This window comes from Bradyrhizobium sp. 45 (assembly GCF_023073155.1).
In the GTDB taxonomy this organism is placed as follows: Bacteria; Pseudomonadota; Alphaproteobacteria; order Rhizobiales; family Xanthobacteraceae; genus Bradyrhizobium; species Bradyrhizobium canariense_D.
On record NZ_JADPIX010000154.1, the window covers coordinates 471,915 to 498,624 of the forward strand.

General features: G+C 63.9%; 36 protein-coding genes. 23 read left to right on the plus strand and 13 right to left on the minus strand.

Annotated features, from left to right (window positions below; genetic code table 11):
- Positions 1 to 53: 53 nt before the first annotated feature.
- The 3 genes from IVB42_RS39435 to IVB42_RS39445 form a co-directional block, all read right to left on the minus strand.
- Complete coding sequence (locus IVB42_RS39435; protein ID WP_018454542.1) at positions 54 to 443, minus strand: hypothetical protein; 390 nt, start codon at positions 441 to 443, stop codon at positions 54 to 56.
- A gap of 92 nt (positions 444 to 535) precedes the next feature.
- Entirely contained in the window at positions 536 to 766 is a 231-nt protein-coding gene (locus IVB42_RS39440) for a hypothetical protein (RefSeq protein ID WP_007591727.1), read from the minus strand.
- Between the two features lie 371 nt (positions 767 to 1,137).
- Complete coding sequence (locus IVB42_RS39445; RefSeq protein ID WP_018454541.1) at positions 1,138 to 2,160, minus strand: hypothetical protein; 1,023 nt, start codon at positions 2,158 to 2,160, stop codon at positions 1,138 to 1,140.
- Positions 2,161 to 2,547: 387 nt separating this feature from the next.
- Between IVB42_RS39445 and IVB42_RS39450 the strand changes: the two genes are divergently transcribed.
- Positions 2,548 to 3,144 carry a L,D-transpeptidase gene (locus tag IVB42_RS39450; protein WP_198293348.1) on the plus strand — a complete coding sequence of 199 codons (597 nt, stop codon included), beginning with the start codon at positions 2,548 to 2,550 and terminating at the stop codon, positions 3,142 to 3,144.
- A gap of 7 nt (positions 3,145 to 3,151) precedes the next feature.
- On the opposite strand, the gene IVB42_RS39455 is transcribed toward IVB42_RS39450, so the two are convergent.
- Together IVB42_RS39455 and IVB42_RS39460 are read right to left on the minus strand one after the other, a co-directional pair.
- Entirely contained in the window at positions 3,152 to 3,580 is a 429-nt protein-coding gene (locus tag IVB42_RS39455) for a hypothetical protein (RefSeq protein ID WP_018454539.1), read from the minus strand.
- A gap of 179 nt (positions 3,581 to 3,759) precedes the next feature.
- Positions 3,760 to 4,224, minus strand: coding sequence for a MarR family winged helix-turn-helix transcriptional regulator (locus tag IVB42_RS39460; protein ID WP_247370942.1), 465 nt, complete (start codon positions 4,222 to 4,224; stop codon positions 3,760 to 3,762).
- A gap of 102 nt (positions 4,225 to 4,326) precedes the next feature.
- Between IVB42_RS39460 and IVB42_RS39465 the strand changes: the two genes are divergently transcribed.
- The 3 genes from IVB42_RS39465 to IVB42_RS39475 all read left to right on the plus strand — a co-directional run bounded on the left by IVB42_RS39465 (position 4,327) and on the right by IVB42_RS39475 (position 7,857).
- Positions 4,327 to 6,249, plus strand: a complete 1,923-nt coding sequence (locus tag IVB42_RS39465; RefSeq protein ID WP_247395242.1) for an FAD-binding monooxygenase — start codon at positions 4,327 to 4,329, stop codon at positions 6,247 to 6,249.
- 168 nt (positions 6,250 to 6,417) lie between these two features.
- A complete protein-coding gene (locus IVB42_RS39470) occupies positions 6,418 to 7,404 on the plus strand; it encodes an SH3 domain-containing protein (protein ID WP_247395241.1) in 987 nt (328 codons plus the stop codon).
- 174 nt (positions 7,405 to 7,578) lie between these two features.
- Positions 7,579 to 7,857: a hypothetical protein gene (locus IVB42_RS39475; protein ID WP_026232756.1), complete on the plus strand. Its 279-nt coding sequence runs from the start codon at positions 7,579 to 7,581 to the stop codon at positions 7,855 to 7,857.
- 54 nt (positions 7,858 to 7,911) lie between these two features.
- On the opposite strand, the gene IVB42_RS39480 is transcribed toward IVB42_RS39475, so the two are convergent.
- On the minus strand, positions 7,912 to 8,154 hold the full coding sequence (locus IVB42_RS39480) for a DUF3551 domain-containing protein (protein ID WP_247395240.1): 243 nt from the start codon (positions 8,152 to 8,154) through the stop codon (positions 7,912 to 7,914).
- Positions 8,155 to 8,265: 111 nt separating this feature from the next.
- Between IVB42_RS39480 and IVB42_RS39485 the strand changes: the two genes are divergently transcribed.
- Complete coding sequence (locus IVB42_RS39485) at positions 8,266 to 8,472, plus strand: hypothetical protein (protein WP_346283655.1); 207 nt, start codon at positions 8,266 to 8,268, stop codon at positions 8,470 to 8,472.
- Positions 8,473 to 8,555: 83 nt separating this feature from the next.
- Positions 8,556 to 8,870: a hypothetical protein gene (locus tag IVB42_RS39490; protein ID WP_247395239.1), complete on the plus strand. Its 315-nt coding sequence runs from the start codon at positions 8,556 to 8,558 to the stop codon at positions 8,868 to 8,870.
- Positions 8,871 to 9,124: 254 nt separating this feature from the next.
- On the opposite strand, the gene IVB42_RS39495 is transcribed toward IVB42_RS39490, so the two are convergent.
- Positions 9,125 to 9,790 carry a class I SAM-dependent methyltransferase gene (locus IVB42_RS39495; RefSeq protein ID WP_247472127.1) on the minus strand — a complete coding sequence of 222 codons (666 nt, stop codon included), beginning with the start codon at positions 9,788 to 9,790 and terminating at the stop codon, positions 9,125 to 9,127.
- Positions 9,791 to 9,887: 97 nt separating this feature from the next.
- On the opposite strand from IVB42_RS39495, the gene IVB42_RS39500 reads away from it, so the two are divergent.
- The 3 genes from IVB42_RS39500 to pdxY all read left to right on the plus strand — a co-directional run bounded on the left by IVB42_RS39500 (position 9,888) and on the right by pdxY (position 12,128).
- Positions 9,888 to 10,532: a TetR family transcriptional regulator gene (locus IVB42_RS39500; RefSeq protein WP_026232754.1), complete on the plus strand. Its 645-nt coding sequence runs from the start codon at positions 9,888 to 9,890 to the stop codon at positions 10,530 to 10,532.
- A 92-nt stretch (positions 10,533 to 10,624) separates the two neighbouring features.
- The gene (locus tag IVB42_RS39505) at positions 10,625 to 11,266 is read left to right on the plus strand and encodes an FMN-binding negative transcriptional regulator (RefSeq protein WP_247395237.1); all 642 of its coding nucleotides are present in this window, start codon (positions 10,625 to 10,627) and stop codon (positions 11,264 to 11,266) included.
- Positions 11,267 to 11,315: 49 nt separating this feature from the next.
- Positions 11,316 to 12,128 carry a pyridoxal kinase gene (gene pdxY / locus IVB42_RS39510; protein ID WP_018454527.1) on the plus strand — a complete coding sequence of 271 codons (813 nt, stop codon included), beginning with the start codon at positions 11,316 to 11,318 and terminating at the stop codon, positions 12,126 to 12,128.
- A 10-nt stretch (positions 12,129 to 12,138) separates the two neighbouring features.
- Here pdxY and IVB42_RS39515 read toward each other — a convergent pair whose 3' ends face one another.
- Positions 12,139 to 13,449 carry a hypothetical protein gene (locus IVB42_RS39515; protein ID WP_247395236.1) on the minus strand — a complete coding sequence of 437 codons (1,311 nt, stop codon included), beginning with the start codon at positions 13,447 to 13,449 and terminating at the stop codon, positions 12,139 to 12,141.
- 328 nt (positions 13,450 to 13,777) lie between these two features.
- On the opposite strand from IVB42_RS39515, the gene IVB42_RS39520 reads away from it, so the two are divergent.
- The 4 genes from IVB42_RS39520 (at position 13,778) to IVB42_RS39535 (ending at position 15,832) form a co-directional block, all read left to right on the plus strand.
- Positions 13,778 to 13,981 (plus strand): hypothetical protein, encoded by a 204-nt coding sequence (locus tag IVB42_RS39520; protein ID WP_085353556.1) that lies wholly within the window; start codon positions 13,778 to 13,780, stop codon positions 13,979 to 13,981.
- A 190-nt stretch (positions 13,982 to 14,171) separates the two neighbouring features.
- Positions 14,172 to 14,426, plus strand: a complete 255-nt coding sequence (locus IVB42_RS39525) for a hypothetical protein (protein WP_018454524.1) — start codon at positions 14,172 to 14,174, stop codon at positions 14,424 to 14,426.
- Positions 14,427 to 14,674: 248 nt separating this feature from the next.
- Entirely contained in the window at positions 14,675 to 14,821 is a 147-nt protein-coding gene (locus tag IVB42_RS39530; RefSeq protein ID WP_247370967.1) for a hypothetical protein, read from the plus strand.
- Positions 14,822 to 14,911: 90 nt separating this feature from the next.
- A complete protein-coding gene (locus tag IVB42_RS39535; protein WP_247395235.1) occupies positions 14,912 to 15,832 on the plus strand; it encodes a DMT family transporter in 921 nt (306 codons plus the stop codon).
- 126 nt (positions 15,833 to 15,958) lie between these two features.
- Here the strand turns inward: IVB42_RS39535 and IVB42_RS39540 are convergent, their stop codons facing one another.
- Positions 15,959 to 16,309, minus strand: coding sequence for a zinc ribbon domain-containing protein YjdM (locus IVB42_RS39540; protein ID WP_247395234.1), 351 nt, complete (start codon positions 16,307 to 16,309; stop codon positions 15,959 to 15,961).
- Between the two features lie 191 nt (positions 16,310 to 16,500).
- On the opposite strand from IVB42_RS39540, the gene IVB42_RS39545 reads away from it, so the two are divergent.
- The 3 genes from IVB42_RS39545 to IVB42_RS39555 all read left to right on the plus strand — a co-directional run bounded on the left by IVB42_RS39545 (position 16,501) and on the right by IVB42_RS39555 (position 18,340).
- On the plus strand, positions 16,501 to 17,037 hold the full coding sequence (locus IVB42_RS39545) for a helix-turn-helix domain-containing protein (RefSeq protein ID WP_026232752.1): 537 nt from the start codon (positions 16,501 to 16,503) through the stop codon (positions 17,035 to 17,037).
- A 221-nt stretch (positions 17,038 to 17,258) separates the two neighbouring features.
- Positions 17,259 to 17,918, plus strand: coding sequence for a cell envelope biogenesis protein TolA (locus IVB42_RS39550; RefSeq protein WP_085353552.1), 660 nt, complete (start codon positions 17,259 to 17,261; stop codon positions 17,916 to 17,918).
- A gap of 146 nt (positions 17,919 to 18,064) precedes the next feature.
- Complete coding sequence (locus IVB42_RS39555) at positions 18,065 to 18,340, plus strand: hypothetical protein (RefSeq protein ID WP_027517656.1); 276 nt, start codon at positions 18,065 to 18,067, stop codon at positions 18,338 to 18,340.
- 119 nt (positions 18,341 to 18,459) lie between these two features.
- Here the strand turns inward: IVB42_RS39555 and IVB42_RS39560 are convergent, their stop codons facing one another.
- On the minus strand, positions 18,460 to 19,257 hold the full coding sequence (locus tag IVB42_RS39560) for a transglycosylase SLT domain-containing protein (RefSeq protein WP_247472129.1): 798 nt from the start codon (positions 19,255 to 19,257) through the stop codon (positions 18,460 to 18,462).
- 205 nt (positions 19,258 to 19,462) lie between these two features.
- On the opposite strand from IVB42_RS39560, the gene IVB42_RS39565 reads away from it, so the two are divergent.
- Together IVB42_RS39565 and IVB42_RS39570 are read left to right on the plus strand one after the other, a co-directional pair.
- Positions 19,463 to 20,470 (plus strand): acyl-CoA desaturase, encoded by a 1,008-nt coding sequence (locus tag IVB42_RS39565; protein WP_247395232.1) that lies wholly within the window; start codon positions 19,463 to 19,465, stop codon positions 20,468 to 20,470.
- Between the two features lie 123 nt (positions 20,471 to 20,593).
- Entirely contained in the window at positions 20,594 to 21,064 is a 471-nt protein-coding gene (locus tag IVB42_RS39570) for an SMI1/KNR4 family protein (protein WP_247395231.1), read from the plus strand.
- Between the two features lie 125 nt (positions 21,065 to 21,189).
- On the opposite strand, the gene IVB42_RS39575 is transcribed toward IVB42_RS39570, so the two are convergent.
- Positions 21,190 to 21,924, minus strand: coding sequence for a DUF1236 domain-containing protein (locus IVB42_RS39575; protein WP_018454515.1), 735 nt, complete (start codon positions 21,922 to 21,924; stop codon positions 21,190 to 21,192).
- Between the two features lie 374 nt (positions 21,925 to 22,298).
- On the opposite strand from IVB42_RS39575, the gene IVB42_RS39580 reads away from it, so the two are divergent.
- The 3 genes from IVB42_RS39580 to IVB42_RS39590 all read left to right on the plus strand — a co-directional run bounded on the left by IVB42_RS39580 (position 22,299) and on the right by IVB42_RS39590 (position 23,099).
- Positions 22,299 to 22,496 carry a hypothetical protein gene (locus IVB42_RS39580; RefSeq protein WP_247395230.1) on the plus strand — a complete coding sequence of 66 codons (198 nt, stop codon included), beginning with the start codon at positions 22,299 to 22,301 and terminating at the stop codon, positions 22,494 to 22,496.
- Complete coding sequence (locus tag IVB42_RS39585; protein WP_085353548.1) at positions 22,493 to 22,798, plus strand: GlsB/YeaQ/YmgE family stress response membrane protein; 306 nt, start codon at positions 22,493 to 22,495, stop codon at positions 22,796 to 22,798. The genes IVB42_RS39580 and IVB42_RS39585 overlap by 4 nt, the downstream gene beginning before the upstream one ends.
- 82 nt (positions 22,799 to 22,880) lie before the next feature.
- Positions 22,881 to 23,099, plus strand: a complete 219-nt coding sequence (locus tag IVB42_RS39590; protein ID WP_007609614.1) for a hypothetical protein — start codon at positions 22,881 to 22,883, stop codon at positions 23,097 to 23,099.
- A gap of 359 nt (positions 23,100 to 23,458) precedes the next feature.
- Here the strand turns inward: IVB42_RS39590 and IVB42_RS39595 are convergent, their stop codons facing one another.
- Together IVB42_RS39595 and IVB42_RS39600 are read right to left on the minus strand one after the other, a co-directional pair.
- Complete coding sequence (locus IVB42_RS39595) at positions 23,459 to 24,043, minus strand: ParB N-terminal domain-containing protein (protein WP_247395229.1); 585 nt, start codon at positions 24,041 to 24,043, stop codon at positions 23,459 to 23,461.
- Positions 24,044 to 24,167: 124 nt separating this feature from the next.
- Positions 24,168 to 25,202 carry a hypothetical protein gene (locus tag IVB42_RS39600; RefSeq protein ID WP_247395228.1) on the minus strand — a complete coding sequence of 345 codons (1,035 nt, stop codon included), beginning with the start codon at positions 25,200 to 25,202 and terminating at the stop codon, positions 24,168 to 24,170.
- A 219-nt stretch (positions 25,203 to 25,421) separates the two neighbouring features.
- On the opposite strand from IVB42_RS39600, the gene IVB42_RS39605 reads away from it, so the two are divergent.
- Positions 25,422 to 25,718 carry an HdeA/HdeB family chaperone gene (locus tag IVB42_RS39605; protein WP_247395227.1) on the plus strand — a complete coding sequence of 99 codons (297 nt, stop codon included), beginning with the start codon at positions 25,422 to 25,424 and terminating at the stop codon, positions 25,716 to 25,718.
- 335 nt (positions 25,719 to 26,053) lie between these two features.
- Positions 26,054 to 26,344, plus strand: coding sequence for a hypothetical protein (locus tag IVB42_RS39610; protein ID WP_247395226.1), 291 nt, complete (start codon positions 26,054 to 26,056; stop codon positions 26,342 to 26,344).
- Positions 26,345 to 26,710: the final 366 nt, after the last annotated feature.

Below are 26,710 nucleotides of genomic sequence, written 5' to 3' on the forward strand. Positions count from 1 at the left end.
TATTGGCCGAAGCAAAAATTCCGGCGCGGCGTGCTTAACGCCGCACGATCACGCTAGCCGCCCTTGCTGCGGATCAGGCCGGCGAGGTTGGTCTTCTGGGCCTCGCACCAGTTGGGCATGCCGAGGCGGCGTTGGTTGAGGTCGGTCGCCTGGGTGGCCACCGCGACCTCGGCCATCAGATCGTCGTCCTGCTTCTCGCCCATCTTGCCACCCGTGTGCATCCAGGCGATCGCCTTGCGGACCTTCTCGGTGGTGCCTTCGGGCAGCTGCATCTGCTCCGCCTTCTGCACCAGATCCTGGTAGGCGATATCGGTGCCCGGACATTCGACCTTGGCGGCGAAGGCCTGCAAGACCAACGTGACATAGGTCGAGCGTGGATGGTCGGCCGCTTGGGCGGACGCGGCCAGCAGCAACAGGGCCGTCATCAGAAAACCAGTGCGCATCCTTGGTACCTCCCCGAATTTTCGGGAAGGCTAGCGGCTGCCGCGCCGCTCCGCAATGGGGATAGCGTGCGCCCGCGAAGCCGGCCGGCGGGTTAGCGCCGCCAGGCCGGCACCGGATCGAGCGGCGTGCGATAGACCTCTTTGTGATCGCGGTCGGTGACGCGCACAGCGCAACCCTTGCTTTGCAGCTCGGGCTTCACCTGCGACAGCTCGGTGGCCAGTTGAACGGCGCGATCGGAGGCGACCTCGATGTCTTCGAGGATGATACCGCCCTGGTTCTTGAACTCTTCACCAACCACGAGATCGAAGGAATAGTAAGGCATCCGAATTCCCCGGTGTGACGAATTGAGCTTCGGGTGGACGTTTCAACACATGACCGATGGTACCACTGAGTCGATGTTTATCGAATGAACGGCGCGCGCAATCTCTCTGCTTATGCGCAGAAATGATGTGCAGCATTCAAGCGTGTTAAGATTTTATTAAATATGTCGGCGTGATCATGAGGCATGGAATTGCAGCAGAACCGGGCTCCGGGAACCGGCAGCTGCAAGAGAAGGCCGCCGGCATAGATCCCGACGGCCTTTTCTCTTGATGGAAAACGATCGAAGCTCGCTTCCCGTAGTCATCCGGATTCAACGCATCACATCGACTCTGACAGCATCGCTGGTGCGACGCGTCGTCGCGTGACGATGGTTCAGCGCAGCGGCATTGGCGGGCGTACGACAGGTCCGTCGTCGTCGGCAACGGCTTGCGTCGTCATGGCAGCGGGCGGTGGGGCTGCGGCAGCCTGCGAGGCCGGCGGCGGCGGAGCGAGCGGCGCCGGCGAATAAGCCGGCATGTAGGTGTGCGACACGACCGGCTTCGGTTTGCGAACCGGCGGCGCCGCGGGCCGCGGCGGTAGCGCGGACATTTGCGCGCGCGGATCGACGCGCGGCTTCGTATCGGCCACCGGCTTCGGCGCGGGCGGCTTCGCCATCTCGCGTGCCATCTGCTCCTGCCCGGCCTTCAACTCGGCGATGTTGGCCTTGAGCTGCTCGATCTGTTGCGCCATCGCGGTGAGATCGCGCGTCATCGACTGCACCGATTGTACAGGATCGGGTTGTGTTGCCGGGGGCACTGCTGCTGCAACCTGGGTTGCAGGCGGAGCCGCCGATTGGTCGGCCGCTTGATCCGTTGCGACTTGATCAGTTGCGGGCTGGTCCGCAGGCGACGCGGCCTGCGCGGCGGCGACCGGTGCCGTCTGCGACGTCGAAGGCAACAGCGACGCCAAAGCCGGGGTCCATTCGGCGAGCATCTGTCTTGCGGTGTCGCCATGTTTCTCCCAGGCGACAGTGGCGGCTGCGCTTCCGCCCGCAAACAGCATCGTGACGAACGCACCGCGCAGCCACTTGCCGGCGGAAGAGCGCTTCTGCCGGCTGAGGCCATCACTGGCCGCGACGCGCACGGCGGTGTCGACCGAGGGCGCTGCCGGCTGCGGCTCCGCGACGGGACTGAACTTCGGCTCCGGATTCATTCTGGGCTTCAGCAGGAACGCCGGATCTATTTTGGGTTCCGGACGGGTCGTGATCTCAGGCGCGAGCGCGGGCGCAACGCTGAGAGGGCGCGAGGCCAGCAAAATGTCAGGCGAAATCTGCACGGCGTCGTGCGGGTCGTTGTTCGTGACCGTGTCCTTCACGATCTCATCGACGATTTGCCGAGAGTTCAGCGTCGCGAGCATCGCAGCTCCTTTGAAGCCTGGGTGTTTTGAAGCCCCAGGTGTTGAGTATTGAGGTATCGGTCGTTCGCATTGGCGCGAGCAGATCCGTTGAGGTGGGCCCATCCAAATCCCCAAATCCGATGAGGCCCAAGCACCATGACCCACGAGTCCAGCCGGGTTTGACCAAAGCAAGGCGAGGGGATGGAGACTGTGCGACGCTCTTGCGCCGTTTGTGGTGATGGAACCCGCCTCAGACAACACGCGTAATTGTTCCACAATGCCTTGTTTTCAGCACGATTTTGGCAGCATCTGGTGTTGCTGGGGGCGCTGCTATCGCTATCGGGGCCGGCGGTGCCAAGATCCTTATTCGTTCTACTCGTCCTTGCCATGCTTCCGTTGGGCGGCTGCATGCAGACGACGCTTTCGCCATCGACGGACGCGAGCATGACGACCCGCGACCGGCAGTTGCTGGCGCATACGCCTTACGCGCAAGCAAACGTGCCCGAGCAATATCTCCGTCATATCGTCGATTATCCGCGCAAGGAGCAGCCGGGCACGATCCTGGTCGATACCGATGCGCGCTATCTCTATTTCGTGCTGCCCGAAGGCAAGGCGATCCGCTACGGCGTCGCGGTCGGCGAGGAAGCCATGGCGTTCTCCGGAGTCGCGCGGGTCGGTCGTCTAGCGGAATGGCCGGATTGGGTTCCGACGGCGGACATCCAGGCGCGGCTCGGGCCCTATCCGGCGCGGGTGCCCGGAGGCCCCGCCAATCCGCTGGGCGCGCGGGGCATCTATCTCTATGCCGGCAACAAGGACACGCTCTACCGCATCCACGGCACCAACCAGCCGGAATATATCGGGCAGGCGATCTCGTCCGGATGCATCCGGATGCGCAACGAGGACGTGATCGATCTCTATGACCGGGTGAAGCTCAACTCAATGGTCGTGGTGCTGCCGCCCGGACAGAACGCGCAAGTCGAGGCGCGGCCCAGCTGGCGCGGGTGAGGTCGCCCTAGTTCTCGGGACGGGCGACGCGCCATTGCAGCGTCGTGGCATTGCCATTGGCCTCGCCCGGCGCCTTGTCGGCCGGCGAGGTGTAGAGCGGACGATAGCGATAGGCCCACATCTTGCTGCCGTCGTTACGGTTGATCACGGTGAAGTCGCCGACCGCTTTGGCATCGGCCGTTGCGGGCAGCGGCACCCAGCTCTCGACGCATTTGCCGTTGCAGTTCGACGTCTTGCCGGTGGTATCGCGCTCGTAATAGTAGAGCGTCATGCCGTTGAGGTCCACGAGCGTGGGGCCCTGCTTGGTCAGGATGACTTTCGCCGGTGACGTCGCGGGCTTCGGCGGCGGAGGGGCATCGCCGCCGCCATGGCCATTCGCAAGCGCCGGAGCGGTCGAGAGCGCGATCGCCGCCGCCGCAATGAGGAACCTGAACATCCGAAACTCCAGACCGGCAAAGTTAATCGCGCGTTAAACGCCGAATGCCGTCGACCGTAACAGCCGAAGGTTAGTTCCTGGTTTCGCGATACTGCGACAATGAGGGGTAGAATTACGGGGCTTTCTGTCTTGGCACGTTTTCTTGACGCGAAGCGGTATCCACCTCGCTCGAAAACGCTCTATGCCTGCACTCCGCGCAGCGGGGCGCGGCTGAGTTCGTTGCCGGCGGCGATCGCCTTGTGCAGGAGGCGCATCAGATCCTCACCTTCCTTCGCGCTGAGGCCACGCAGCATGATGCGTTGCGCGGATTCGACGGCCGGCGTGATCTTGCGCAGCGTGCGGCGGCCTTCGTCGGTGATCTCGAGCTCGCGGGCACGGCGGTCGCGGCGCGAGGCGCGGCGCTCCGCGAGCCCCTTCTGCACGAGCCGGTCGATCACGCCGGTGATGGTGGTGCGGTCGTAGGCGATCAATCCCGCGAGCGTCACCTGGTCGAGCCCCGGATTGGCCTTGATGGTCGCGAGCGCGGCGTATTGCACCGGCGTGAGGTCGAAGCCGGCATCCCCGACCTCGGCCAAAAACACCGCGACCGCGATCTGCTGGAATCGGCGCGCCAGATGTCCGGGCATGTCGTTGTTGTCTTTCACCGAATTTCTCCGTTGGGGCAGAACGGCCGGGTCGTTGACAAGTATACTGATAGTCAGCATACTGAGCAATATCCAAACAGAACATCGGCGGGAGAGGTGCTCATGCAATTCCATCACAATGGATTTCAGCCGGGCGACCCCGAAATCGCCGATCCCGCCGCGCGCATTCAGCCTTCTGGCGCAACGGGGGGCGTGCCCGAAGAGGTCGATGTCCTCATCGTCGGCTGTGGCCCTGCGGGCCTGACGCTTGCGGCCCAGCTTGCGCAGTTTGCCGACATCAAGACCTGCATCGTCGAGCAGAAGCCGGGCCGCTTGCTGGTCGGGCAGGCCGACGGCATCGCATGCCGCACCATGGAGATGTTCCACGCCTTCGGATTCAGCGAGCGCGTCCTGAAGGAAGCCTGTTGGGTGAACGAGACGACATTCTGGAAGCCGGACGAGCGGGTGCCGGAACATATCGTCCGCAGCGGCCGGGTGCAGGACGTCGAGGACGGTTTGTCGGAATTCCCGCACGTTATTCTCAACCAGGCGCGCATCCATGACGGCTTTCTCGACGTCATGCGCAAGGCGCCGGGCAGGCTCGAGCCCCATTACAGTCGGCGCCTGCTCGACCTTCAGGTCGATCCGGCCGCGGGTCCCGCCGACCATGCCGTGACGGCGCGGCTCGAACGGGTCGATGCCGAGAACGAGGGCAAGGTCGAGACGATCAAGGCGCGCTATGTCGTCGGCTGCGACGGCGCCCGCAGCACGGTGCGCAAATCGATCGGTCGCGAGTTGCTCGGCGATTCCGCCAATCATGCCTGGGGCGTGATGGACGTGCTGGCGGTGACCGATTTTCCCGACATCCGCTTCAAGGCCCTGATTCAGTCGGCGAAGGACGGTAGCCTGCTGATCATTCCGCGCGAGGGCGGCTACATGGTCCGCCTCTATGTCGAGCTCGCCAAGCTCGACATCGGCGAGCGCGTCGCCAATCGCAATATCACCGCCGACGACGTGATCGCGAAAGCGCAGCGGATCCTGAAGCCGCATACGCTCGATGTGAAGGAGATCGCGTGGTGGTCGGTCTACGAGATCGGCCAGCGCCTGACCGACAAGTTCGACGACGTGCCGGAGACCGAGACGGCTACGCGTCTGCCGCGGATATTCATCGCCGGCGATGCCTGCCACACCCACAGCCCGAAGGCGGGGCAGGGCATGAACGTCTCGATGCAGGACGCTTTCAATGTCGGCTGGAAGCTCGCTGCCGTTTTGCGGAAGCAGTCTGCGCCGAGCCTGCTGCATTCCTATTCGGCCGAGCGCCAGGCGGTTGCCAAAGAGCTGATCGATTTCGACCGGGAATGGGCGGGGATTCTTGCGTCCGCCGCCAAGGCCGGCGGCGCCGACGCCGCCAGGACGCAGGACTATTTCGTGAGGCACGGTCGCTACACCGCGGGCACGGCGACGCATTACCGCCCGTCGGTTCTGACGGGAGCGACGTCCCACCAGCATCTCGCGCAAGGCCTCGTCATCGGCACGCGATTTCATTCCGCACCGGTGATCCGGCTTGCGGATGCCAAGCCGGTGCATCTCGGTCACGCTGCGCAGGCGGATGGCCGCTTCCGCATCTACGCTTTCTCCGGCGCTGAGGATCCCGCAGCAACCGGATCGGCCGTTCGCGCCTTGTGCAATTTTCTCTCCGATGCGCGGGAGTCGCCGGTCCGGCGTTACACCCCCGCGGTCGCCGACATCGATAGCGTGATCGACCTGCGGGCGGTCTTCCAGCAGGATCATCGCGAGCTCGCTCTCGAGGCGATGCCTGCGCTGCTGCTGCCGCGCAAGGGCCGCTACGGCCTGATCGACTACGAGAAGATGTTCTGTCCGGACCTCAAGAATGGTCAGGACGTTTTCACCATGCGCGGCATTGACCGCAAGGCGGGCTGCATGGTCGTGGTGCGGCCGGATCAGTATGTCGCGACCGTGCTGCCGCTCGATGATTTTGCTGCGCTTGCTGCGTACTTCGACGGCTTCATGCTGCAAGTGAACTGACGGGCCGGCGGCGCACACGTAGGCTCTCTCTGCGCGCGGTGTCGATGAACGGCGAATGAATATTGAACCGCGCGCGGCATCCGTCTCGATCTTTCGACGAATGAGACCTTCGTACCCGGAACGCCCGTTCCGCTGGCGCGTTCCGACTCGAAAGAGGAGGACTCCGCCATGAAATTCCGAAGCGTGTTGTTAGCCGCATTGCTGATCGCCCCGACCGCCGCGCTGGCCGCACCGGGCATGGTCACCGTCTCGACCGGCCTGCGCGCCGGGCCGGGTTCGGGCTTTCCCCTGGTCGATCGCATCCCCGAGGGCGCCCGCGTCGACATCCATGGTTGCCTGCGCGGCAACGCCTGGTGCGACGTGAGCTTCTCGGATGACCGTGGCTGGGTGTCGTCGCAATATCTCGAATATCTCTATCGCAATCACTACGTCTATCTCCCTGACTATGTCGACGAGGTCGACGTGCCGATCGTCCCCTTCGTGCTGACCTCGTACTGGTCGAGCTATTATCAGGGGCGGCCCTGGTATCGGCGGCATGCTCACTGGAATAGCTACTGGACTTCGCATCAGCGCGACGCGACGCGGATGACGATCGATCCACGCGCGGCTCGCATCGGCCGCGCGGCAACGCGCGATGCGGCGGTCGCACTCGGGCGCAACGGCGCGAATGCCAAGGAAAGTGTCAAGGGCGCGGCCGCGGTCTCCGGCCGTGATGCCGCAACTTCACGGCACGACGCCGCCATCGCCAGGCACGAGACTCCGGTGACGACGGACCGGAGCCGTGCGGGACGAGCTGACCGCATCGCGCATGAGCGGACCAATCTGCAGAGCCGCAATCCGCGGGACGCTCAGGCCCGCATCATGCACGAGCAGGCCGCACACCGCGCGGCTCTGCGTGCGCAGCCGATGGCGCGGCCACATGAGGCGCCGCGCGTATCAGCCGCTCCCGCAAGCCGGCCCGCGATGCCGCATGTGGCTCAGCCGAACGTCGGCCACGGTTCGCCGATGAACGCTCATGCCCAAATGCCTGCGCCGCGCGCGGCTGCGCCTGCGATGCCTCACGGCGGTGGCGGCGGCGCACCTCACATCAACGCCGCGCCGCACGGCGGCGGTGCCCCGGCCGGCGGTCCCGGTGGCGGGCACCAAAAGCACTAAAGTTGCCAACGAAAGCCCGGCCCTCGCGCCGGGCTTTCTGTTTGGGCCGGAACGGGTTCCCTGCCCATACAATTTAAGAAGCTTCTTCGCGGGCAGATTTCATCGATCGTAATATGTCTACTCAAAGCTGTAAGCATTCCACTCGGGGCAGCGGGGCACGGGAGGATGACGACGATGAGACAGAACCAGGCGGAGACGCGCCGCCACAATGTCGCCAAGCGGTCGATGACCAAGGAAGCCAAGCAGCTGTCCGGCCTGATTGCCGGATTGCGCCAATCTCTCGAGGTGATTCAAAAGGAGCGATCGAGCACCAAACTCTCCGGCGCCGAGATGGGCCTTCTCGACGAACGCCGCAACAATTTGTTGCTGACCATCGCAGCTCTCGACGACCGCCTCTCGGCGGTGCAGGGGCTGATCGATCTTGGCCGTCCCCATATCATTCGCGTCCACTGATCGGAGCGCTGACCTGATGCTATCGGCTTCGTCGCGGCGGCGACGGAACCGGGCTCAGCTGTCTGCTCCGCGTGGCATAGGATTGGCGTAGCACTGGGCGGACTGCCCGGAGGCGGTCGCGGCGCACTGCGCGATCGTCGCAAAACTGCAGTCGATGCTGCTGCCGTCGATCGTGTAGATCTCGATGCAGACGGGATGGCGCGGATCGTAGGTCTGCGCCGCTGTAGGCGCTGCGCCGGGCAGGCCCGCACCAAACAAGCCCGCGAGAGGCAGGATCGCATTGATGATGCGGCGCACGATCGATCTCCTTCGCTCAGCCGGAACAAAGCACAATGCTGCCGCGGATGGCACCAAATTGCCACGCTCCCGGCGAATTGCCGCCAAAGCCCGCTGCCACGACGAGACCGGGTGCACGGCAACGCAAGGGGATGCGCATTGGCCTACAAGATGATCGCAGAACGCGACAACGAGAAGTGCAGTTTTGCCCGCGAGAGCCGTTTGCTCATCGTGGCGAAGGCGAAGGTTTGGGCAAGCGAGGGGTGGAAGGTCGTCATCACCGACCAGGACGGCAAGGCCTACGCGCCGCCCGACTTCGATCAGCTATTGGCGGCCTGACCGCAAGACCGGGCAGGACGACATTGATCTCGTACTTTCGACCGGGGCGCGATCTGATCGCGCCCCTGATGACTCTTCCAACGATGACTCTTGCAGCCGCGGCCGTCCTGACGGCGACATTTGCCGCCGCGCAAAATCTCGATGCCGGCAAGTCGCCGCAAAAGCTCTTCGCCGATGGTTGCACGACGTGCCATCGCAGCCCCCGCGGCCTTGCCAAAGGGCGCTTCAACCTGACGCTGTCCTGGTTCCTGAAGGACCATTACGCAACCAGTTTGGATACAGCCAAGGCACTTGCCGCCTATCTGGAATCGGTCGATGCGGCGCCGCCGCGAGTTGCGGCCAAGCCTGGCGCGAAGCGATCCAGGCCGCATCCTCCCAAGCCGTCGCAAAGCCAATAGCGTGAGCCGGCTGCGAGACGGCGTCACGAAGCTGAAGGCCTTGCCGGCATCAATGCACCGTGGCCGCCGAGAACAGGTTGATGACCACCACTCCGGACACAATCAGCGCGATGCCGACGAAGGCGGCAGCGACATTGCCGGGTCCAACTATCACGCGTCAGTGACGAACCTGCGACACGGCGGAGCGCAGCACGAAACCGCCGCGCGATGGTTCGCGCGGCGGCTCATTGGTGTCGCGCCGGTTCGACGTGGCGTTAGTTGATCCGCACGGAGAGTTCGACGTCCTCGGCAAAGGCCGTGGACATGTAGCCGCTTCCGGGGCTGCGCATGCGCGCCAGATAGTCGGGGCTGTCGTCGGCGTTGTCGGCGACGATGATCGCGCCCGGCCGGAGATGGCCTTCGACCAGATCCAGGATATCGGGGTAGAGCGCCTTGGCGCCGTCGAGCAGCACGAGATCGATCGTGTCGGGCAGGTCGACTTGAAGCATCTTCAGCGCGTCGCCTTCGCGGATTTCGACGAGGTCCAGCAGCCCGCCGGCCGCGAGGTTCTCGCGCGCCCGGGCCACCTTGGACGGTTCGAATTCGCTGGTGATGAGGCGGCCGCCGCCATTGTCGCGTAAGCCCGCGGCAAGGTGCAGGGTCGAGATGCCGAACGAGGTGCCGAACTCGACGATCGCTTTGGCGCGGGAGCTGCGTGCGAGCATGTAAAGCAGTTGACCGGTCTCGCGGGAGACCGCGAGCGGTGCGTCCTTCAGCCGCCCGTAGAGGTCGCGGTAAGCGGTCTTGCTCCGCATCATCCGTGCGCGGTCGGCGTCGGTCACATCGGCGAAGGCGGCTCGCATCGCGCGGCGCGCCGCTTCGTCCTGGTCGAACAGACGATCGAGCAGTGGCGCAAGTGATGTGATGGTCGGGGTGGTCATGTGTAGTCTCCAGATGTCGCCGTGCTGCGAGTGCTTGCGTGAGAATTGAAATACGATTAATTCGTCGCATTCGCTATTCGCATTGCCCGAGGGTGCCATGGCAGATCGCCGAAGCCATTCAGTTTCCTCACGAAAACAGCCACAGCAGGCCCGCTCGAACGAGCTGGTGGCGGCCATTCTGGACGCGGCTGTTCAGGTCTTGGCCAAGGAGGGGGCGCAGCGTTTCACGACGGCGCGAGTGGCCGAGCGGGCCGGGGTGAGCGTCGGGTCGCTCTATCAATATTTTCCGAACAAGGCGTCGATCCTGTTCCGCCTCCAGAGCGACGAGTGGCGGCGCACGAGCGAGCTCCTGCGCGGCATCCTGGCGGACCGGGCGAAACCGCCACTGGTACGGCTGCGCGCGCTCGTCCACGCCTTCATTCGTTCCGAGTGCGAGGAGGCTGCGATCCGCACGGCGCTCAGCGACGCCGCGCCGCTCTATCGCGATGCGCCCGAAGCACACGACGCGCGGGCCGCCGGTAAGGGCATCGTCGCGGCCTTCATGCGGGAGGCCCTGCCCAGGGCGCCGGATGCGACGCGGGCGCTTGCCGGCGAGTTGATCAAGACGACGCTGAGCGAGGTTGGCAAGCAGTTCTCGGAGACACCGCGCAACGAGGCGGAGATCGCGCGTCACGCCGACGCAATGGCCGACATGTTCTGCGCCTATATCGATGAGCTGGCACGACTCCGGGATCATTCCTGACATCCGCGTTTGCGGGCCAATACCCCTTCTGACTTGACTGGATCATGAGTTAACCTCGGTTTGTCCTTCAGCCAGTCAACGAGCGCCCCGCCATGCATGTCCTCCGCCCCCAATTCCGCATCGAGGAGCAGCAAGCGCTGGAATTCGCAAGCCAGCGCGGCTTCGGCACGATCGTCGCGGCGGATGAGCGCGGTCCACGTGCCTCGCATGTGCCCTTCGTGCTGGAGCAGCGCGACGGGCACACTATCGTTCAGATCCATCTCACCGCCAGGAATCCGCTCGTTCCGCTCGCGGACAGCACACGGCGCTTCCTGCTGATCGTTGCCGGCGACGACGCCTACATCTCCAATGACTGGTATTCTTCGCGCGACAACGTCTCGACCTGGCTTTACGAGGCCGTGCACCTGTCGGGCGTGGCGCATCTGCGCGGGCTCGACGAGAACCGCGGGCACGGCGATGCACTACTCGCGGTCTCGGAAGCGCGCTTGCCAAAGGCACCTTGGGATCTCGCACAGATGGAGCCCGGCAAGCGCGAGAGCATGCTGGCTGCGATCCGTGTCGTCGATCTCGTGGTGGATACCGTCGAAGGGCAGGCCAAGCTCAACCAGCACAAAAGCGATGTGGATCATGTCGCGGTCGTGGACCGGCGGGCGCGGTCGGAGGAGAGCGGGCATCGGCGGCTGGCGCGGAAGATGCAAGCGCTGCGGCCGGGACTTGGATATGATTTTTCGTGATCCGGGCGACCCTTCTCTCGCTAGACAATTACTCCTACGGACCTCCCTCATGCTCGTCATCTCCATTCAAAGCCAGGTGGTCCACGGCCATGTCGGCAACAGCGCCGCCGCCTATGCGATGCAGGCGGAAGGGGTGAATGTCGCGGCGGTGCCGACAACGCTGCTGTCGAACCATCCGCGCTATCCGACCTTGCGCGGGCGGGTGCTGGAGACAGAGCTCGTTTCAGATCTGCTGAGAGGCGTCGAAGAGCGCGATCTCGTCGACGAGGCTGCGGTCCTCGTTACCGGCTATCTCGGTTCGCCCAGCAATGCCGCTGTCATTGCCGATTTCGTCGAGCGGGCGCTGACCCGCAATTCGAAGCTGGTCTATCTCTGCGACCCCGTGATCGGCGATGACGGCCGGGTTTATGTCGCCGACGGCATCCTGGACGTGGTCCGGCACCGGCTGCTGCCCGCCGCCAATCTGACCACGCCGAACCAGTTCGAGCTCGGGCTGCTCGCAGGCCTCGACATCGCGGATGCGCAGGGCCTGCGCGCGGCGTGCGCGGCGCTGGCCGGGACTGGGCGCATCGACGTGGTCGCCACCGGTTGCACGCTCACTGATACGGCGGAAGGGCAGGTGGAAACGATTCTGTGCGCCGGCGGTCAGTTGTCGCGCTTTGCGACGCCGCGCCTTCCGATCCGCCCCTCAGGCACCGGCGATCTTCTCACCGGCCTGATCGCGGCGCATCTGGCCAAGGGCACAGCGACCGAGGCGGCGGTGCGGCTCGCAGTCGAAACCATCTATGCGGTGCTGGTGCGCACGCAGGAAGCAGGCACCGCGGAGATGCGGCTTGTGCCGTTGCCGACGCCGCGACGATAAGCCGTCAAACTCAGGTCGCGCGCTTCGTGGCTGATTGCGCTGATTTCTGCGGCTTCGCGGGGACCTTCTGCTCGCGCGTCGCCTGTGCCTTCGCCTTCGGCGGCTTTGCGCTTGCCACGGCCCGCGCTTTTCTCGGCTTGACGTTGGCTTCCTTGCGGTCCGACGTGCCTCGGCGCGAGACGTATTCCGTACCATCGACCGGGCCCACATGCGGGGGATCGCGGCCGAGATAGGGGCGGCCGATGCCGAGCGCCTTGCCATTGGCGTCGACCCACTTCCACAGCACCTCGGTCGAGACCCAGCGCTGCGCGCGGTTGTCGCCCTTGGTGCTGACGATGTCGGCCGCCATGCCGTGCCCGTAGCCGCCGCGCGTGCTGCCGCCGTGATAGGAACGGTCGGAGGCGGCCTTCAGGCCACTCGCGATCGACTGGCGATAGTCGTCGCGGAACGCGCTGGTGATGCCCGGCGAAAGCCCGGCAGCCTCAGCCGCGAGCAGTGTGCGAAACAGCTTTTTCTTGAAACTCTTGTCCATGCCGCCGATGACGTAGTCCATCATCGACATGCCGGCGCGGTCGGCCGCCTTCGGATCCTTCCAGCCAAAGTCCTCGTCAACCAGCTTCGTGAAGCTGCGCATCACTGTGACCATCTTGCCCTTGCGCTTGACGGTGACGGCCCGGCGATCTGTGACCTTGATCGAGTCTTCCTTGGCCGTGCGCTGGTAGAGCGCCCAGAGATAGCGGTCGATGCAGGCTTCCATCACGTAGCATTCGTCGAGGACCGCGGTCGTGTCCGCAGACGGCGAGGCCTTGCTCGCCACGGGCGCGGGGCCGGTCGCGATTGTCGCGGGCGACAGCGCCTCCGTCGTCACGATCTCAGTGGGATCGGCGGATGCGAGCTTTACCAAGGGCTCCGGCGCCGGAGCCGGAGCAACCTCGCTGGCGACTGGTGTCGGGTCAGGCGACATCTGCGGCGCGAGCGGCGCTTCGGTCGGCAAGATCAGCACTGGGTCGGCCGAGGCGAGCTTGATGGCCGGAGCTGGCGCCTCGGGCGCTGCCGCTTCAGCATTGACCAATTCTGGTGTCGCAGCGACAGCGGCCGCGATATCGGAGGTCAGGGCGACGCCGTCCTCGATGGCCGCAGCGTGCGGGATGTCGGCGAGGTCAAGTCGGCTGAGATCCTTCGCGCGCGAGACGGCGGAAGCATTGGCGCCGCTGTTCTCGATGAGGGCCGGGGCATAGGCGGACAGAGAGAGCGCCAGCCAGCCGGCGAGAACCGCCGAGGGGCAGGAGACCGCCACCAGAAGAGACCGCCGATCATTCATGATCCCTGCCTCCAAACGGTTCTGTTGAACCTCGTCTTCTCCGAACAGTCTGACCAGACAGTCTTGGCCAAACAGTCTTGCACGAAAAGGCACGCCGCGCGTCGATTGTTCTGGGGAGGGTGTGGCGGCGCAATGGCGCAATTCGGCGAAAGCGGGCTTTTCGAGCAGGTGTTGCGCGGCGGCAACGCGGGTTCCATTGCGGTTCCACGGGCGCTTGCTCGCCAGCGTTGTGCAAATTCGATAAAGGCGAATATTTTGGCGCGGGCCGCGTGGCGGTGTTTCGCAGGCGCGTTGGGCAACCTTGTCACGGCTAGCGCGTTAGGCGCGCATGACGCATTCCTCGCTTCGTCCGATGGACGCCTTTGATCCCACCGAGCCCGCCATCCTGCACGACCAACTCTCCGATACGATCATCACCTGGACTGCTGAGCAGGCCGACGATTTCAGGCGTGCCAGCCGGCCGGGCCAAGACGGAACCGTGATTTGGAAAGGCTACGTTTTCGACGGCTGGGGCCACGTGCTCGGCGGCTGACCGCCGCTCATTAGAGTGTCATTTCGCGAGAGTGTCATTTCGCGCCGGGGCGGTGATTTTGCCAAGACATTGCGCGCATTAATCATATTGCCATGCACCCGGCGCGTTGTTGCATTGCAACAACGCATGTCGCAATGCAGCAAAATGCGCTTAAATGTGCTCCGAATCTTCCACTGAAGGAGCATCACCCATGAACAAGAAGACTCTGTCAATCGCCGCCGCCATCCTGACGATCGCGGGCAGCACCGCGGCTTTCGCCGCCGAACTGCCGACTTATGAGGCGAACGGCTTTCCGGTCTCCCCGATGCAGGTGCGCGTGCTCGGTGCCGCGCATGTCGAGCAGCAGGCCTCGGCGCCCACCAACGTTGCTTCGGTCCACCAGGCCCGCGTTCTGTCGCCGCGCAAGGTGAAGACCGCTGATGTCACGACGGGTAGCGCCCGCTGATCTGGGGGCGCCACAAGCCAACGTCAAGCCAATGTGATGCAGGCTCGCTTTCTCCGAGTCTGCCCGGACCGCGTTCCCTTTCGGGGAGCGCGGTCTTTTTTTGGCGCAGTGAGTCACGATCACGCGCCGGTTGTGTACGGCCGTTCAAAGCGAGTGTGATCTCTTTAATAGTTGCTTTCCAGATCGCGGCGCTTGATGCGGGCGCCGCATATTGAGCAGCCAAGAATCATTTTCATAATGGAGTAGTCATGCCCGTTGCACAGAAAGCCGTTGTTGCAAGCGTCTCGCCGCGCACGTTCATTCTCAAGCATCTCGCCTTGTTCGCAGCCGCCGCGCTGTTCGTGTTCGTGCTCAGCCTGACGTATGGGCTCGATCTCAGCCCCGGTTTTTTCTGAGCGATGGCGCGCTGGCGTCTCTCGCTTGCGTGCCAGCCTTGCAGGCACATGGGTTGAGCGACGGCCTCTGTCGGCGTACCGCTTTGTCCCATGGATCAGCGGACGAGCGGCGCTGACGCTCGCATTCGGAAGAACGATCAAGCGCCGGCGCTTGTCGGCGTGCTCTGCGGCCTCGCCGCGGCGCTGTTCTGGGCGCTCGGCTTTGCCGGCACGCGGCATGGCCTCAAGCTCGGCTTCACGCCGGTCGATCTGCTCGTGCATCGCTATGTCTGGTCCGGCATCGCGTTCCTGCCGCTGGTGATACGCGGCGGAATCTCCGATCTCTGCGGCATCGGCTGGGGCAGGGGCCTTGCGCTGATGGTGCTCGGCGGCCCCGTGATGTCGCTGATCTCCTACACTGGATTTCTGTTCGTGCCGCTCGGTCATGGCAGCGTAATCCAGCCCTCCTGCGCGACGCTCGGCGGCCTGCTGCTCGCGGCCTTGTTCCTGAAAGAGCAGGTCTCCGCGTCGCGCATCGCCGGCGCCTTTGTCATCGTCGGCGGACTTGGCGTAATCGGCGCGGAATCGATCGGCCATATCGGGGCCGACGGCGTGCTGGGCGATCTGACCTTCGTGCTGACCGGATTGATGTTCGCAGGTTTCGGCGCGCTGGTGCGCCACTGGCGGGTCTCCGCCGTGTCGGCTGCGCTCGTCATCAACGTGCTGTCGCTGCTGTTGCTGCCGATCTACCTCATGACCGGCGGACTCGCGCGGATCGCGGCGATCGGTGTCGGTGAGAACGCCATCCAGGCGCTGGCGCAGGGCGTGCTTGCAGGCCCGGCTGCGCTTTATCTGTTCGCCGTCTCGGTCCAACGCCTCGGCGTCGCCCGCGCCGCCGTTGTCCCCGCCTGCGTGCCCGCGCTGACGGTGCTCACCGGTTGGCTCCTGCTCGGCGAGCCGCCGACACTATTGCAGACGGCGGGATTGGTGACGGTGCTGTGCGGATTCTATCTGGCGCAGAGACAGCGATAGATCGCAGCCTCCAGACGGCGCTTACCATTCGATGGTGGTAAACTTGACGCCGCGGCAGGTCAGCTCCCGCCCCAGCCGTTCGGCGCGCTCGCTGGCGGATTTGCCCTGGCGAGTCCGGGGCCTCGGCTACGCCTTCCTCACGAACTCCGATTTCAGGTTCATCGCGCCGATGCGGTCGATCTTGCAGGCGATGTTGTGGCCGTCGGTGGCGTCCTGCAGGCGGATGTTGCGGACCTTGGTGCCACCCTTGACCACGGAGGAGGAGCCCTTGACCTTGAGATCCTTCATCACGATGACGCTGTCGCCGTCGGCGAGCGCATTGCCGTTGGCATCGCGCACGCCGGCCTCTTGCGCGGCGTCCGCGACGTCCTCTGCCGTGCCGCTCCATTCATGGCCGCATTCCGGGCAGACCCAGAGGCCGCGATCCTGATAGGCGTGCTCGGAGTTGCAGGTCGGGCATTTCATCGCGTCGGTCATTATTCGCCTCGTCGCCCGTCACGGGCGCGCCGCACGCTGTCCGTCGGATAAAGATGGATTGGGAGCAAATCCTTTACCATGGCTTTCAGTCCTGGTCGAACCCTTGGAAATTTAGGAGTTCAGGAAAAACTCTGCGGTATCGAGGTCCGGAATTTGCGGCTGCGACGTCGCCGCGCAAGGAGCGTCCCGTCATGAGCGAGCACCGCGCCGCCGTCAGACATCACATTTTGCGGACCGGCATTGTCGAGTTCGACAACGGCACCGGCAAGGTCATCAGCGCGCCCTGCACGATCCGCGATGTCTCCGGCACCGGCGCGCGGCTCGGCCTCAACGCCTCGCTCTGGGTCGCCGAGCAGTTCACGCTGGTCTTCAGCAGCGGACTGCGCAAGGACTGCCGGGTCGCCTGGCGCAAGGGGAGGCTGATCGGCAGCGCGTTCGCGGACGGCTATGCCAGCGCGGACGAGCAGGCCGTGATGATGACCGCGGACGAGCAATCCCGGCACCGGCTCGGGATCGGTGCGCGCGTGAGAAGCGCGCGCGAGAGGCGCGGCTACACGCAAACGCAGCTCGCAGAGCTGATCGGCGCCACGCCGGTCTTCGTGTCGCTCGCCGAGCAGGGTGAGGCGGACATTCCGCTCTACCAGCTCATGCACATCGCCGATCTCCTGATGGTCGGCCTCGACGGGCTCGTCGCGGGGCCGGCGCCTGAGGATGTCGACGCAGCGTAGGTGGCGAGCCGTCAAAACAAAAACGTCGAAAACAACCCCATGCACAGTAGAAATCTCGAGGGATTTCAGTGTGTTGGAAATCCGAAAACGTTGGTATTGGGCCTCCGCGCCCGGTATCGACTTCGGCGATACCGAATCGAATTTGACTCGTCGGGCAAAACAGGGGCAGTATGGCATGATGGCGCCGCAGGAAGCTGGTGGCTTGCCAGCTGCGGAGCGACATGCCGAAAAAAGCAAAACCAAAAAGAAAACTCAAGACCTACCAGACCTCGCTCGGCTTCTACGACCAGGCGATCGCCGCGCCCTCGATGAAGGCGGCACTGGACGCCTGGGGCGCCAGGTCCAATCTGTTCCATCAGGGCGCCGCGAAGGAGACCGACGACCCCGACATCGTCGCGGCAACGATGGAGAAGCCGGGCGTGGTGCTCCGGCGCCCGGTCGGATCGGACGGCCCGTTCACCGAGCATTCCGAGTTGCCAACCGATCTCGCTGACGACGAGGCCAGGCCGAACCGCAAAGCCAAGCCCAAAGCGAAGTCCAAGCCGAGAAAGCTTCCGGCGAAGGCTGCAAAGGAACCATCCCGCAAGGTCGACGATCAACAGGCGCGCAAGGCCGCCGCGGCGTTCGAGAAGGAAGAGCGGCGGCGGGAAGCCGAGCGCCGCAAGGAGGAGGCCGCTCGCGCCAAGGAGCGCGCGCGCCGCGACAGGGCGGTCGCGAACGCGCAGGCGGCGCTGGACGACGCGAGGCGGCAGCACGAATCGCGGGCGGAGGCGATCGAAGCTGAGCGCGCGGCGCTCGAGGAGCGTGCCGAGACGGAGCAGAGCCGGTGGGACAAGCAGAGGATGAAGCTGACGGAGGCGGTGCGGCGCGCGCGGGAGTAGGGGCCGCGGTCGACAGTCTGGATTGCTCCGCTCCGCTCGCAATGACGGCGGGGCGGCCGGCATCGGTCATTCCGGCAAAGCTTGATCGCAAATTCGCTTGCCTTGCTTGACGTCCTTTTGCACTCTTGGGGGAAGGAGACCAACGCATGAAGATCATGACTGTCGCGTGTGCGCTCGGAACCGCCCTGGTGCTGTGCAATCTCGGGATATCGGATGCCGAAGCCCGGGCGCGGAAGGCGCGAGTGGTGGATGAACAACGGCTGAGGGTGGATGTCCCCGTGCTCCGGCCGACGCCGTGGGATTACAATATCGTTCCACGCTATCGTTATCGCCCGGAAGACGACCGGGTCGATCCCTACGGCCCGCCCTTGGTATCGTCATATGTCCGCTACGAGGGATGGCGCTGGCCGTACTGGTGGTGAAGGCCACCGACGGACGCGGAATTGATTGGCTCCTGTAGTCCGGATGAGCGAAGCGATATCCGGGACGTTGCCGCAGCATTCCCGGATATCGCTTCGCTCATCCGGGCTACGCTCCTTTGCTAGTCGCCGTCCTCCGCGGCGAGCCGCACAAACTGCCGCTTCATCGCGTTGACCCTGGCGACATAGCTCGCGACGAGGTGATCGCCGCAGCGTTCGTCGGCGGCCATTTGAAACTTGCGGCGTGCGAAGGCCGTTGCGGGGCCTGCGCCGCAGAGATGGATGAAGGCGGCGAGATCCTGCCTCTCGCGTGCACTCGCCTTCACATCCCCCGCGCGGGCGAGAACATCGGCGACATTGCGGTCGAGATACACCGATGCCAGCTCGATGGCGTGGCTCGGAATCGCGCGGCTATAGAGGAAGGTCGAGCCGCAGCCGGCCTCCGTGACCGCGTTGCCACGAACGCAGAACCGCGCGGCGTCAGCATAGGCGGCGTCCAGCATCTGGAAGAGGCCGACGGCGCTCGATGCGGGCCGATAGATCGCGAGCGGATTGAAGCTCCATCGCCAGCGCCAGTAGGTGCGCGCGAGCGGATTGCCCGATGTCTCGACCTGCGCCAGCGCGGCCAGCAATTCCGGCGTGATCGTCGCGGTGGAATGCTTGCGGAACAGCGGCCCGTATCGCCGCCACGTGTCCGATGGCTCCTTGTCGAGCGCATGGCCGACTAGGACGAACAGCTCGGTCGGCTTGCACACCGTTTGATAGGCGATGTTCACGAGGACGAGGACCGCAAGCAGCATCGCCGCGCCGCCCGCGATCCGAACCATCCGCGGTGCGCGGGCGAAGGTCTTTCGCATCGATCGCGCGCTACGCCGGAGCTTGCGAAGGCGAGGGAGGGGGCGCTTGCTTTGTCCTGGCATCGGTCTACTGGGAGTGCATTGCGGAGGCTTTGTACCTGGTTAACGCTGTCACCAGGCCTTGAAATCCCGCTTCTTTTTCCTCTGGTCGCCTGTTTTCAAGTCGCCGCTCCGTACTCCCACGGCAGCTCGAATCCTTGATGGAAATAACCCGAGGTTGTACTGTGCGCCGCAGCAGGGTTAATTTTGTGTGAATGGATCGGCTGGAATGACCGTAATCGAAAGCGTGGTGCCGGCGGAAGCTGCGGAGCGGACAATGCCGCCGGGCGTACTGGTCGAAGGTCCCGTGGTCGACGCCAAGTTTCGCGATTCCTACATCTCCTTCGTCATCATGATCGGTGGGTCGATCGCGGCGCTGGTCTGGGCCTTCTGGCAAGGCATCGGCTGGGTGGAGGTTTCGGTCTTCGCCGGCACGTTCGCGCTGTCCACGGTCGGCATCGGCTTCATGCACCGCTACTTCGTGCACCGCAGCTTCCGCTGCGGTCCGGTGATGCGGACGCTGTTCGCGGCCATCGCCACCATGGCGGTGCAGGGCTCGATCCTGAAATGGGTTAGCAATCATCGCCGGCATCATCTTCACTCCGACAAGCCCGGCGACGTCCACAGCCCTTACTATGACGGCGACGGCAACCCCTATGTCACCTTCGCCAAGGGGATGATGCATGCGCAAGGCGGCTGGGTGTGGGACCAGGCCACCACGGATGCCGAATACTACGCCAAGGATATCCTGGCCGATCCGATCGCCATGTTCTTCACCAGGACGCGCTGGTACTGGTACGCGCTCTCGGCAGTGATTATTCCGGGCGCGATCGGCTACGCGTTTGGCGGCGTGCACACGATGACCGGCTGCATCCTGTTCTCCGGCCTGTTCCGCAGCTACCTCATGACCATGGCGACCTCGCTGGTCAACTCGGTCTGCCACAGCGACGGCCGCTACGGCTACCGCCGCTTCGATCTCGACGACGGCACCACCAACGAGTTCGTGACCACGATCCTCACCTTCGGTGAAGGCCTGCACAACAACCATCACCGGTTTCCGCGCGACGCCTATATTTCGCACGCCTGGTACGAGATCGACATCAACGGCCTGATCATTTTGGGACTCGGCAAGCTCGGGTTGGTGCAGGACATTTTCTCTGCCGGAAGCCGGACGCTTCGCTCGGGAGATCCGGACGGCGGAAAACGTCCAGTGGCAGATACCGAAGCGATGGTCTGAAACATACGGGCTCGGTGCTCCACTACGCCAAGGGATTCGGCCACACCAATCTGGTTGTGTGGTGAGGCGGTTGGCTCACTGGCGCGGGCGCTTTGATGACCCACGGGGCACAAAGTTAGGCCGATGAACTATCTGGATCTCATGGACGACCGACGGCCACCGGCGCCCTCCAACGCCATCCGTGCGCTGGAGCAACACATCGGTGCGCCGTTGCCCGCGCCCTACAAGGAGTTGCTGGCGCAATCGGACGGCGGCGGCTTCGACCGCTGCGGCGTCGAGCTGCCTTGGCGCAACGACCGCACCGTTTTGGACGTGCTGTTCACGACGCATCCGACCGACAGCTACGGCGTCGTCGACAATTACGATGTGTATCGGGGCATGAATCGAATTCCCCGACTGAGCTGCCCCTTCGCTCCCGATCCCGGCGGCGACCTGTTCCTGCTGAGTCTGGAGGAGGACAGTTATGGCCAGGTCTTCTACTGGGATCACGAGCATGAACCGGTGGACGGTGGCGACATGTTCGCCGATTTCCCGAACACAAACGAACTCGCGCCCGATCTTGAAACCTTCATTCTCGGCTTGGGAGAGGGGTGAATGGATATGCAGCCGTTCGGGCGGATTGAGCCCTTGCGAAACCCATCATGATCGCGTGGGGCCGAACGACAAAAGGGCGGCCATAAGCCGCCCTTTCGGTTTGCGCGTCATCCGTCGGATTTCGCTTAGCCCTCGATGATATAGACGATCTCGTGGGTGTGCGGACGAAGAATGACGTACCTGCCGTGCACCAGAATGAACTCGTATCCGCGCCACTCCGGATAGATTTCGACGATGCGGCTCGGGATCGCATGATAACGAACGCCTGCCGGGACGGTGGTGCCGATCGAGATGTTGAAGTTCACGTTGGTGACTTCCTCGACCTTCTCCTGCTTGATGGCCGAAGTGATCTGGGTACGCTTTTCGGCGGGAGGCGCCGCGACCGCCGTGGTAGCGGCATTGCCGGTCGTCTTGCCCTCGGGCGCCGAAGGCTTGCTCTCGGCGGTCGGGGTCTTCACGTCCTTCGACGTGGTGGCCGAATCGGGCGCCTTGGTCATCCCGTTCGCCTTCATCTCGCCGGGCGTCTTGCTGTCGGCAGTCGGCTTCGAAGTGGTGGCCGGGGCCATTGTTTCCGTGGTCTTCGCCTTGCCATCGGCCTTGACGTCGCCGGAGTGCTTTGCGTCAGGCGCGCCCTGTGCGTGCTGCGGCGTTGCCGCTGCCGGCGAGCCGTGCGGTGCCGCGGTGGGGGCGTCCTTTGCTGTGGGCGCATTCATCGGTGCCGCGGTTTCGGCTTTCGGCGAAACGGCAGCGGGGGACTCCGCACCCTTGGCGCCGCCCTGATTGACGCCTTGAGCCATTGCAGTGCCGGTCGCAGCGAACAACGCCACAACGGCGACGGAAGCCAGCAAAGTATGTTTCATCTGATCTCTTTCAATTCATTTGAATATGATGCCGACGAACGTCAGCCATGGGAACGAACGGTCTCGACGGGCTGGAGTTCCGATTCTATTTCTGGTTTAACGACGATTGATGCCTCGACATCCGAAAAAGCTGCAAAATAGATGAGTCGGCGATAACAAGAGCTTTGCATCCCGCGTTGGCTTGGACGCGACCGATGAATTTCAAACATAAGTTGTGATCGGAAGGAACTCTTGCTCGATGGGGCTGTTGTGTCAGTGATCCCCGAGCGTTGCGAGATCGAACCTCCGATCCTCGCCTGAGTTAAAGACCGCAGTCGCGTTGTGAGTGCGACTCGGCGCGAAGCGTCCTCCGTGCGTATCAACCGGAAACCTTCATGAACAACCCCCATGTTCGCAATGCCATTCAGATCGACCGCGGCTCCAGCCTGGCGATCTCTCATGAAATAGCAGACCGCCTTCGGATCAGGCTTCGGGGTGAGCACGACCCATTGCCGCGACATCTGACGGCCCTGGTCGACCGGATTGCGCAGATCAGCAGCCATTCGAACCAAGTGATCGAGGTCACAAAATGAGAATGTCCGGCGAAAGCCTTTTGGTGATCTTGTTTGTCGGTCTCGTCGCCGGCTGGCTGGCGGGCCAGATCGTCCGCGGGACCGGCTTTGGGATCATCGGCGATATCATCATCGGAATCCTGGGCGCGTTTGTCGGCAGCTGGTTGTTGCCTCAGCTCGGCGTGCATCTCGGCAGCGGCATGATCAGCGCGATCGTCAACGCGACCGTAGGCGCGGTCCTGCTGCTCCTCGTCGTCCGGCTGGTGCGCGGTGGTGGTGGATGGGGAAGCAGCTGGCGCGGCAGCTGGGGCCGGCGTTGGTGACCCTTGCTCACGCAGCCGCATCAGGCGCCGGTGAGACGCCCGCGGCAAAGACGCTCGTGATGACCTCCGGATCGGATCCAGCATGTTAGACTTTTCGAATGCATCTTTTACGCCTGAAACCATCGGCATCATGAAAACTGCGCTGGACACGGCGGTGGCGTCACTGCCGGCCCCGGTCAGCTCCGCGCATGTCCGGTCGATCGCGGAAACAATCCTTCGCACAGCGAAGGAGGGCGAGCGAGACCCCGCTGTCCTGGAGCGCATGGCGTTGATGGAGCTTCAGATCTCGCCGCGTGATTGATGCCGGTCCGCGAGCGTGCGTGCCGGCGCAGAAGGGCTCGCGTTCATTGCCGTTCCCTGATGTTTCGATGGAACTCTGGGGCGGCGGAAGCATTCATCTCTGCCGCTATCACGCGGCTCCTGGAGAATCCCCAACATGATACGTCATTTGTTGATCGGCTTTGCCGCGTGCGCAATCGCGGCAATGTCGACATTTTCCGCTTCTGCCATGCCCCGCGTTGCGGCTGAGACGTTGGTCGCTGGCTCCGACAGTCCGGTGATTCTCGCGCGCGGAGGCCATGGACATGGCCACGGTCACATGGGACGTGGCGGCCGCGGTCATCACTACGGCTGGAGCAGGGGCCGTCATCGCGGTTGGCGCTAGCCGCACCAACGCAACATCCGGAGCCGCCTTCGATCGGCGGCTCCGTAAAGGCCGGATCGATCATCTGCTCGACTATGCCAAGGGATTCGGCCACACCGACATTGTGGTGTGTTGAGGCGTCCACTGACGCGGGGGGGCGCGCGGTTGTGTCGGCCGCCGGCCATCAATAGCGGTTGCCGTTGCCCTTTTGCTGCGTGATCCAGTCCGACAATGTTTTTGGTGTCGATCCCACGGTCCGGCCCGGTGATGCCTTCGGATTGTCGCGAACGCCTTTCGTCGGACGGGTGCGGGGCGCTTCCGTTCCGTTGACGCTCTTCAAGGCAGCCGTCGTGTTGAGCAAGCTCCGCCGGGACGAGGACACCGATAATGGTTGTCTCACCGAGCGCCTTGCAGGCTTCGAGCCGATGCAGTCCCTCGACCAGAACAAGACGGTCTCCGTCGAGCCGAACGGAAATGGGGGCCTGTTGTCCGATGTCCAGAATACTTTCCGCAATCTCCCCGACGATCTCCGGCTTGATGGCCTTCTTCATTTTCGTGGGAACGAAAATCTTCTCGATCGGGAAGCTCTCCGGTGTTGGCATAATTTGACTCCGCGTCTACCAGGCCCGTCGGAACCCATGCCGGTGGTATCGGGAGTTTAGAAGCGAAGGGCTCGACCGCAAAGGCAATTCGGCGGCAGGGTGTTGATGAGCAACGAAGCTGGGCTCACCAATCCGGATCGCCGTAGTAGGGATCGGCCATATAGGGCGGGGGCATCCAGGGTCCTCGCGGCGGTGGCCTGGGCCGCCGGGGTGCGGCCGCTTGCACGTGCGGCCGTGCAGGCGCAGCGGTCTCGTTGTTTGTCACGCTCCGCGTGGCGGGTTTTGCGGATGCAGATGCGGACGACGTCGTCAGCTCCTTTTGCAGCGCCTGGACCTGTGCGGCGAGGTGGGCATTGGCCGCCGCATCCTTCTCCTGCGCCGTCTTGAGCTGTTGAATGGTGTCGGCCTGCTCGCGCAGCGTCTGCTCGTTGCGGCTTTTCAGTTGCTCGAGCTTTCCGTTGATGTTCGCAAGCTCGCTGGTGATGGTCTTGAGCGATTGCGCGAGATCGGGCGACGAGGGGTCAGGCGCTGTGGCGCCAGCTCTTGAAGCGCCGGGTCTTGAAGCGTCAAACCCTGCATTGCTCTCCGTGTCCTTGCCGACCGGGGGCGCGGGCACCGTGCCGGGCTCATCCGCGGCAGCCAGTTGCACGGCAGGCGGTTGCGCCGGCGTTTCAACCGCGGACGCTTGCGCTGGCTTGCTCGCGGCCGGCGGAGCCCATCGCGCCATGATCGACCTGCTCATAGACCTGGCTTCGTCGCGATATTGCGAAGCGAAGGCGGCACTGAGAATGCCGATCGCAAGCACGAGACCAACCAAAGCGCGCCGCATGGGTCGATCTCCCTTCAGGCCTTGAGCGTGAACCTTGCCATCCGGCGCCGGCGCCGCGGCCTTGGGAGCCTTGTCTTCGGGAATCTTGTCCTTGGGAGTCTGGACGGTCTCCGCACCGGCGCTTGCTCGCGAGACCCGCGGGCCTTCGTTGCCGCGTTCCATTCCGGAAACCAGCCGGTCCAGCCGCGCCAGGTCTTGCTCTGCGCTCTTGATCCGGTCGTAGGCCCGCGCCAGCCCGCCGTCGGCGCGCTCTGCCTCCGGCTTGGGGGCGTCAGGCTTGGGCGCGTCTGGCTTGTGGTCGTCAGGTTTGGGGTCGTTCGTCTCGGGCACCGATGCGCTCTCGCTTCCGTCGGGCGTCAATGGAAGTGTGGCAGTCCGATCGGAACGATAGGTCTCGCCGCTGTCCAACACAACGCGCGTGCGAAGGAGAAATTATGGCGAGGCCTCGGGGTGGGGCGGTCGCGGGGTATGCAACGGGCGCCCTTGATCTGGATCAAGCATGCAGCGCCCGACCGTCGCCACCGTGCAGACATTCATCGGAAGGAACACATGGTTCAGACAAGAGCGATCGTCCTTGGTGCCTTCGCGGCCCTGCTGCTGGCCGTGCCGGCCAAGGCCCAGGTGCTGGTCGACGTTTCCAAGATCAGCTGCGACCAGTACATCACCCAGCGCATCACCCACATGCAGACCGTGAACGTCTGGCTCGCCGGGTTCTACGCCGGCCGCCGCAACAATCCCGTCGTGGATACGCAAGCGCTGAACAAGAACGGCAACAAGCTCTCGCGCTTCTGCGAGTCGCATCGCGAGATGCCGCTGCTGGAGGCGGTCGAGGCCAATACGAAGTAGGGGCGGGGCCGCCCAGCCTCGGAGTGTGGCAGTCCTATCGCCGGAAGGAGAGGTTGCGCCGCTGTCCCCCCAACGCGCGTGCGAACGAGAAATTATCGCGGGCACGGGGGTGGGGCGTGGCATTGCCGAACCGGCATGCGTCGCGAGCGTCAGGTACATGACCGAAAGCGGTGTGGCTCCCGCTGATGCCCTATGTAGGTAAAGCGTGACACTTTCGCTGTCTCGTTATGAACCCGGCCGCCAGATCGCAGGGGCCCGCATTGTTCTAAATCAACAAACCCGCTCATTAGCGAATTGCGCTGACGCACCGTCCCAATCCAGGAAGGAGAGTGGACATGTCGCGCCGAACCATCGTTTCACTTACCGCATCCGCAATCATTGGCATCGCCTGCATCGTGACTGTTTCGACTGACGCCTTCGCCTATCGAAGAGGCGTCGGGGTTGGTCGGGTTGGTGTTCATCACGGCGGTGTCTATCGCGGTGGCGTCTATCGTGGTGCAGCCGTGCGCCGCGGAGTTGCCGTGGGCGTCGGAGCTGCTGCGGTTGGTGCGGCAGCTTACGGGGCTTACGGAGCCTACGGCGGCTATCGCCGCTGCGGCTACGAACCTTGCCCGCCTTGCTACTAGCCGGTCTTGTAGCCGGTCTTGGCGCAGCGGCCAGAGCACCGATGGGTCGGCTGTGCGCGGAGCACCTCTCTCCGAGCGGGGAGAGGTGATCCGAGTTCCGGGCCCGCACACACGGGATCCGGGCTGTGCTCGCTTTACCGTGCGTATTGGCGCGTCTGTTGCTCGACAGGTCGACTTCTAGCGAGGCGCACGTGCCATCTTCGCCGGCCGCGACCAGGAGAGGTTGAACGCCGACAAATCTATCCATGCGTGCAATTTGGCAATCGGGAAAAAGCGGCAAAACTGCGGCTGTCAAGGATACATCAGAGTAGAACGGAGCTTATCCCCGTAATAAACCCGATGCTGTTAAGGGTTCGGGGTGCGTAT